This window comes from Allobosea sp. ASV33 (assembly GCF_016428755.1).
GTDB lineage: Bacteria > Pseudomonadota > Alphaproteobacteria > Rhizobiales > Beijerinckiaceae > Allobosea.
The window spans coordinates 25,603-33,029 of sequence record NZ_JAELTI010000062.1; the positions used below are offsets into that span (position 1 = coordinate 25,603).

Sequence of the window (7,427 nt, forward strand, 5' to 3'; positions counted from 1 at the left end):
GTGATTTTGAGAGGCGGCTCCAAAAGCTTATCTTGCGGCGCATCAGACGACAGCGTCGCCGGGTTCTGCTCCGGTGCCGGCCTTGGATAGACATCGTGGTCCTGCCACCCCGCCGCGGCGGAAGAGAGGCAACCCCGATGATCAGGATTGGATGACGGAATGAGCTTCGATCGGCAGACGACCTTGCGGGCAGCCGTGACCTTGACCGGAATCGGCGTCCATTCCGGAGCCCCCGCCAGCATCTGCCTCAAGCCGTCCAGCGCCAATTCCGGCGTCGTCTTCCTGCGCACGGGCCTCGAGGGCATGCCGCCCCAGCTCATCCACGCCAAGCACACCAAGGTCAGCGCCACCGAGCTCTGCACCGTCATCGGCGATCGCGGCCCGGCTTCGGTCTCGACCATCGAGCACCTGATGTCGGCCTGCGCCGGCATGGGCCTCGACAACGTGCTCGTTGAGATCGATGGGCCGGAAATGCCGATCATGGACGGCAGCGCCCGCGAGTTCGTCGCGGCCATCGAGGCGACCGGTATGACGACGCTCGCCGCGCCGCGCCGCTATCTCAAGGTTCTCCAGCCGGTCCGCATCGAGCAGGGCCGCGCCTTCGCCGAGCTGACCCCGGCCGACCACGGTTTCCGCCTCGATGTCGAGATCGATTTCGACAGCGTCGTCATCGGCCGCCAACGCAAGATCTTCGATCTCGACGCGCAGGCCTATGCCAGCGAGATCTCGAAGGCCCGCACCTTCGGCTTCATGCGCGATGTCGAGCAGCTCTGGAAGGCGGGCTTCGCCCAGGGCGCCTCGCTCGAGAACACCGTCGCCGTCGGCGACGACCGGGTGATCAACCCCGAAGGCCTGCGCTATGGCGACGAGTTCGTGCGCCACAAGGTGCTCGATGCGATCGGCGATCTCGCGCTCGCCGGCTACCCGATCATCGGCGAGTTCCGCTCTTATTGCGGCGGCCACCGCATGAATGTCCGCATCCTCGAGGCGCTGTTCGCCGATCGCGCGAATTTCGCGATCGTCGAATCCCAGCCCGTCTTCGCAGCGCCGCGCGCCGTGCAGATGGCCGCAGCCGCTCCGGCCGCCTTTGCGCCGGATCTGCACTGAAACGCGGGCAAAGGCTGCTTCGCCTTCCATTCGCCGGGTTTTTGTCCCAGATGCCGCATCCGTGCGGAATCCCGTCATAACCGTTTTTCGGGAGTGGCGCGGGGGAAGCGTCTGAGGTAAGGCATGCTTCCCGGAGGCTTGATCGCCATGCGTCCACCAGACGCGGATTGGCGATCCGGTTCTTGGTTTCAGCATCGGATTGTCCCGAAAAGTGGCTTCCACTTTCGGGTCCGGTGCCTGAGGGACGATCGAAAGAGGACGGACGACTGTGAGCGTGACGCGGCAAAGCCTTCCGGCAATCCATCGCGGTCTTTCGCCGCGCAAGGGCATCGTCCTTGCGCTGGGCGCCGCCTTGCTGCTCGGCGGCTGCGATACCCTCTCCTCGATCAATCCCTTCGACAAGCCCGAGGTCTACAAGCCGGACCTGACGCCGCCGACGCCGGCCGACAAGCTCTATAACGAAGGCCTTGCGCGCCTGCAGAGCGGCGACAGCGAGGGCGCCTCGAAGAAGTTCGAGGATATCGACAAGACCGCGCCGTTCTCGCCTTACGCCCGCAAGGGCCTGCTGATGACGGCCTACACCAATTTCCAGGCCAACAAGTGGGAAGAGGCGATCACCGCCTCGAAGCGCTTCATCGCGCAGAACCCGGCGAGCCCGGATGCGGCCTACGCCCAGTACATCCTGGCGATGTCCTATTATAACCAGATCCCCGACGCGACCCGCGACCAGGAGCGCACGGGCCAGGCGATCCAGGCCCTGGAGCACCTCATCGTCACCTATCCGAAGTCGGAATATGTGGTCGACGCCCGGGAGAAGCTCCTGGTGGCGAAGGATCAGCTCGCCGGCAAGGAAATGAATGTCGGGCGCTACTATCTGGAGAAGCGCAACTACACCGGCGCGGTGAACCGCTTCCGCGACGTCATCATTAAGTACCAGACCACCCGCCATGTCGAGGAGGCGCTGATGCGCCTGACCGAAGTCTATATGGCAATGGGCATCACCAGCGAGGCGCAGACCGCCGCGGCCGTGCTCGGGCACAATTTCCCAGACAGCCCGTGGTACAAGGATGCCTATGCCCTGCTGCAGAGCGGCGGGCTCGAGCCGCGCGAGGATCGCGGGTCCTATATCAGCCGCGCCTTCCAGGGCTTCTCGCGGACGGTCGGCGGCATCATCGGGATCGGCAGTCTCTGACGAGAGAGGACGCCCCTCGCATGATGGGCCATGGGCGATCCTGCCGCTTCCGACGACCAGGCTGAGCGCCGATGCTGGCGCAGCTCTCGATTCGCGACATCGTCCTGATCGACAGGCTCGATCTTGGCTTCCATGAGGGGCTGAGCGTGCTCACCGGCGAGACCGGCGCGGGCAAGTCGATCCTGCTCGACGGCTTCGCGCTGGCGCTCGGCGGGCGCGGCGACGGTTCGCTCGTGCGCCATGGCGAGGCGCAAGGCCAGGTCAGCGCCGTCTTCGACCTGCCGATGCAGCATCCGGCCCGCAAGCTGGCGCAGGCGCAGGAGATCGACACCGACGGCGATCTCATCCTGCGCCGCGTGCAATATGCCGACGGACGCACCCGCGCCTTCATCAACGATCAGCCGGTCTCGGTGCAGATTCTGCGGATGGTCGGCGCCGCGATCGTCGAGATCCACGGCCAGCATGACGACCGCGCCCTGACCGATCCTGCGCAGCATCGCGCGATCCTCGACGGTTTCGGCGGGCTGGAGGCGCAGGCGGAAGCTGTCGCAGCCGCGAGCGAGACCTTGAAGCGGGCGCGACAGGCCCTGCAATCGCAGCGCCTGCGCGTCGAGGCGGCACGCAAGGAAGCGGATTTCCTGCGTCATGCCGTCGAGGAGCTCCGCAAGCTCGCGCCGCAGCCCGGCGAGGAAGATGCGCTCGCCGCCACCCGCCAGGGCATGATGCAGGCCGAGAAGGTCGCGCGCGATCTCAACGAGGCCTATGAGGCGGTCGGCGGGCAATCCTCCGCCGTGCCGACGCTCGCCGCCGTGCTGCGCCGGCTGGAGCGCCGAGCGAGCCAGGCACCGGAGCTGGTCGATCCCTCGATCGCGGCGCTCAACACCGCGATCGTCGCGCTGGAGGAGGCCGGCGAGGCGCTCGCGGCCGCGATGCGCGCGGCCGAATACGATCCGCGCGAGCAGGAGCGCATCGAGGAGCGCCTGTTCGCGCTGCGGGCTGCGGGGCGCAAATACGACGTGCCGGTCGACGGGCTCTCCGTACTGGCTGCGACGATGGCGAGCGATCTCGCCGCGCTGGATGAAAGCGAATCGTCGCTCTCGCGGCTCGAAGCCGAGCTGAGCGAGGCCGAAGCAGCCTTTGTCGGGCTGGCGCAGGCCCTGTCCGCGGCGCGGCAGGAGGCCGCGGCCCGGCTCGATGCGGCCGTGAAGGCCGAATTGCCGCCTCTCAAGCTGGAGCGGGCGCGCTTCATAACCCGTATCGACAGCGATGCGAACGCGCGTGGACCGGAAGGCTTCGACAAGGTCGAGTTCTGGGTCGAGACCAATCCGGGCACGCGGCCGGGACCGATGATGAAGGTCGCTTCGGGCGGCGAGCTTTCGCGCTTCATGCTGGCGCTGAAGGTGGTGCTGGCCGAGCGCGGCTCGGCGCCGACCCTGGTCTTCGACGAGATCGATACCGGCGTCGGCGGCGCCGTGGCGGATGCGATCGGCGAGCGCCTGGCGCGGCTTGCTGGCCGGGTGCAGGTGATCTCGGTGACCCATGCGCCGCAGGTTGCGGCCAAAGCCGGGCAGCATTTCCTGATCGCCAAATCGGCGGGGGAGGGCGACGCCTCGCGCACCGTGACGCGGGTCACGGCGCTGGAGGACCAGGCGCGGCGCGAGGAGATCGCGCGGATGCTGGCCGGCGCCTCGATCACCGAGGAGGCCCGCGCCGCGGCCGGGCGCCTGCTGCAGGCGGCGGGTTTGCGCGGCTGAAGCGAATTCCCTGAAGTCGTCATTCCGGACAAGCCGCGATAGCGGCGCTGATCCGGAATCCATGGAAGGGCGTTGCGCTCTACGATGGATTCCGGGTCTACGCTTCGCTTGCCCGGAATGAAGGCGCGTCGACGAGCTTACGCAGCAATCAGCTCGTAGCCCGCGCCCTTCTTGACCACCCGCCGGAAGCCCTCGACATGGCCGCCGCCGACGAGCCAGTTCTCATGCGCGGCGCGCTCCAGGATGCCGCGACGGGAGGCCAGAGCGGTCGCGGCATCGAGATCGTAGACGAAGCCGATATCGGGGTCCGAAGCCTGGAGGTCGGAGAGATGCAGCGCATCGCCCCAGAGCAGCAGGCTCTCGTCCGCGCCCTCGATCAGGTAGCCGCTATGGCCGAAGGTGTGGCCGGGCAGGGGGATCAGGCTGATGCCCGGATGGGCCTCGCCTGCCGGGACAGCGCGGATGCGGCCGACATAAAGCTTTTTCAGCGTCGCGGTGATGGCGAAGGCACCCTGCTTCTTTTCCGGTGTTCGCGCGCGATTGGCCTCGTTGTCATAGAAGCCGAAATCGGCCTCGGGCACGATGATCTCGGCATTCGGGAAGCGGGCTGCATCGCCGTCGAACAGGCCGAGCGCATGGTCGCCATGGAGATGCGTGATCAGCACGCGGGCGACATCCTCCGGCGCAATCCCGGCGGCGGCCATGGCCGCCGGGGCATGGCCCATGGCGTCGCCCCAGAAGGGGCCGGTGCCGGCATCGACCAGGGTGATCCCGTCTTGCCCCTTCAGGGCGAAGCAGTTCACGACGATGCTGATCTTCGGCTTGCCCCAACGCGCGAGCGCCCCGTCGCGGGCGGCCGCGCCATCGGCGTGGATCAGCACATCGAGCGGGGCCTCGAAGACGCCGTCATGCAGGATCGAGACCTCGTAGGCGCCGATGCGGCGGGACTGCTGGACCATGGCTGTTCTCCGCTGCGGCATCTTGCACGTTCGCTGAAGCCCGGAAGCTAGTGGGCCCGCCGCCTTGCCGGCAAGGCGCGTCCGGCCCGGCTCAGCCCTGCGCGGGGCGCGGGAATGCCGCATTTCCTTTTGTGTCGCTTTGCTTTATGAGCTGCTGTCATCCGATGGTGCAGCTGCCCGTTAGATCGCCATGCGTCCTGCCGGACGCCCCTGGGGGCGACCTAACTATTTGTTTTGGCATCGGATTTTCTGAGAAGTGAAACGCACTTTTCGGTCCGATTACCGAATGCCGCCTGAACCCATCGCCACGCTTCGCGCCGTTAATTCATCTTACGCCGCAAACCTCTAGGCCCTTATCGCATGTCCTTTTCCCTCACGAGCCCGCCGCTCGCGCGCGCGCTCGCCGATCGCAATTACTCCGAACCGACGCCGGTGCAGAGCGCCGTCATCGAAGACGCCGCCCGCGGGCGCGACCTGTTGGTCTCCTCGCAGACCGGCTCCGGCAAGACCATCGCCTATGGCCTCGCGATCGGCGAGACCCTGTTGGGCACAGCCGAGAAGCTCGGCCCCGCGGCCGAGCCGCTGGCCCTGATCATCGCGCCGACGCGCGAACTTGCCTTGCAGGTGCAGCGCGAGCTCGCCTGGCTCTATGCCCAGACCGGCGCGCGGGTGATCTCCTGCGTCGGCGGCATGGACCCGCGCCGCGAGGCGATGCTGCTCGACGAGGGCGCGCATATCGTCGTGGGCACGCCCGGGCGCCTGCGCGATCATATCGAGCGCCGCCGCCTCGACGTCTCCGCGCTCAAGGCCGTCGTGCTCGACGAGGCTGACGAGATGCTCGATCTCGGCTTCCGCGACGATCTCGAATACATCCTGAAGACCACGCCGGCGGAGCGCCGCAGCCTGCTGTTCTCGGCGACCTTCCCCAAGGCCATCGTCCAGCTCGCCCAGAGCTACCAGCGCGATGCGCTGCGCATCGAGGTGGAAGCGACGCGGCGCGGCCATGCCGACATCGCCTACAAGGCTGTGCGCGTCTTCCCGAAGGAAGCCGAGCTCGCTGTCGTCAACCTGCTGCGCTTCCATAATGCGCCGGTGGCGCTCGTCTTCTGCAACACCCGCAACGCCGTGCGCCATCTCGAGGCGATCCTGCTGGAGCGCGGTTTCACCTCCGTGGCGCTGTCTGGTGAGCTTGGCCAGAACGAGCGCAACGCCGCGCTCCAGGCGCTGCGTGACGGCCGTGCACGGGTTTGCGTCGCGACCGATGTCGCGGCGCGCGGCATCGACCTGCCGGGGCTCGACCTCGTCATCCATGCCGAACTGCCGAACGATTCCGAGGTGATGCAGCATCGCTCGGGCCGCACCGGCCGCGCCGGCAACAAGGGCACGAGCGTCCTGCTGGTGCCGCAGTCGCGCCGCCGCAAGGCCGAGCGCCTGCTGATGGAGGGGAAGGTCGAGGCCGAGTGGATCGGCCCGCCGACGGCGGAGGAAATCCTCGTCCTCGACCAGGAGCGCCTGCTCTCCGATCCGCTGCTCAACGGCGACGGATCCGAGGACGATGCCGGCATGATCGATGCGCTGATGGCGGGCCGCGAGCCACGCGACATCGCGGCGGCGCTGGTCCGGCTCTACCGCGCCCGCCTGCCGGCGGCGGAAGAGGTCGGCGACCCCGGCTTCGGCCGCGACGAGCGCCGCCCGGTCCGCACCAACGAGGATTACGCCGCCAAGCGCCCATTCGGTGCTGGGCGCGAGCAGGGCGAGGATGGCGAGCGCGCGCGCAAGCCCGCCGGCCCGCGTGGCGACACCGTCTGGTTCCGGCTCGATATCGGCCGCAAGCAGGGCGCCGATCCGCGCCAGCTCCTACCGATGCTGTGCCGCCGTGGCCGGATCACGCGTGACGAGGTCGGCGCGATCCGCATCTTCGATCGCGAGACCAAGGTCGAGATCGATGCCGATGTCGCCGATCGCTTCTATGAATCGGTGCGTATCCCGGATCGCGACAAGATCGTGATCGAGCCGACGACCGAGGCCGAGCGCCGCCCGGCCAAGGCCTTCGGGGACAAGGCCGAGCGCCCGGCCGCGCCGCGCCGGAGCTGGGGTGACGAGCAGCCGGCTGGCGAGGACAGGCCGCAGCGGCCGCGCTTCGAGCCCCGGGACGCGAACCAACGCGCGCCGCGAGGCGATGACCGCCAGCCTTATCGCGCCGACAGCAGGCCCCCGCGCGACGACGCACGTCCGCCGCGCCGCGACGACGGCAAGCCCGGCGGTGGTGGCTTCAAGAAGCCGTATGACTGTCTCTTATACACATCTCCGAGCCCACGAGACTCTAGGCGCGATCGCGTATGCCGTCTTCTGCTTGAAAAAGGGGGGGGGGGGGGGGGGGGGGGGGGGGGGGGGGGGGGGGGGGGGGGGGGGGGG

At 68.0% G+C, this 7,427-nt stretch carries 5 protein-coding genes; 4 read left to right on the forward strand and 1 reads right to left on the reverse strand.

Annotated elements, in window-relative coordinates:
* The first annotated feature begins 159 nt into the window (after positions 1 to 159).
* From lpxC to recN, 3 genes are all read left to right on the forward strand, one after another.
* Entirely contained in the window at positions 160 to 1,107 is a 948-nt protein-coding gene (gene lpxC, locus JHD80_RS17610) for a UDP-3-O-acyl-N-acetylglucosamine deacetylase (RefSeq protein ID WP_199089914.1), read from the forward strand.
* A 274-nt stretch (positions 1,108 to 1,381) separates the two neighbouring features.
* The gene (locus JHD80_RS17615) at positions 1,382 to 2,299 is read left to right on the forward strand and encodes an outer membrane protein assembly factor BamD (RefSeq protein ID WP_349237296.1); all 918 of its coding nucleotides are present in this window, start codon (positions 1,382 to 1,384) and stop codon (positions 2,297 to 2,299) included.
* A 71-nt stretch (positions 2,300 to 2,370) separates the two neighbouring features.
* Entirely contained in the window at positions 2,371 to 4,053 is a 1,683-nt protein-coding gene (gene recN, locus JHD80_RS17620) for a DNA repair protein RecN (RefSeq protein WP_199089916.1), read from the forward strand.
* Positions 4,054 to 4,190: 137 nt separating this feature from the next.
* On the opposite strand, the gene aidB is transcribed toward recN, so the two are convergent.
* Positions 4,191 to 5,012: an AidB family quorum-quenching N-acyl homoserine lactonase gene (gene aidB, locus JHD80_RS17625; RefSeq protein WP_199089918.1), complete on the reverse strand. Its 822-nt coding sequence runs from the start codon at positions 5,010 to 5,012 to the stop codon at positions 4,191 to 4,193.
* Positions 5,013 to 5,372: 360 nt separating this feature from the next.
* Between aidB and JHD80_RS17630 the strand changes: the two genes are divergently transcribed.
* Positions 5,373 to 7,427, forward strand: a 2,055-nt coding sequence (locus JHD80_RS17630) for a DEAD/DEAH box helicase (protein WP_199089920.1), incomplete at its 3' end; no start/stop codon positions are given.

Excerpts from the sequence above, each read along its gene's own strand:
- lpxC (WP_199089914.1), top strand. The coding sequence starts at position 160 with ATGAGCTTCGATCGGCAGACGACCTTGCGGGCAGCCGTGACCTTGACC.
- recN (WP_199089916.1), top strand. The coding sequence starts at position 2,371 with ATGCTGGCGCAGCTCTCGATTCGCGACATCGTCCTGATCGACAGGCTC.
- aidB (WP_199089918.1), bottom strand. The coding sequence starts at position 5,012 with ATGGTCCAGCAGTCCCGCCGCATCGGCGCCTACGAGGTCTCGATCCTG.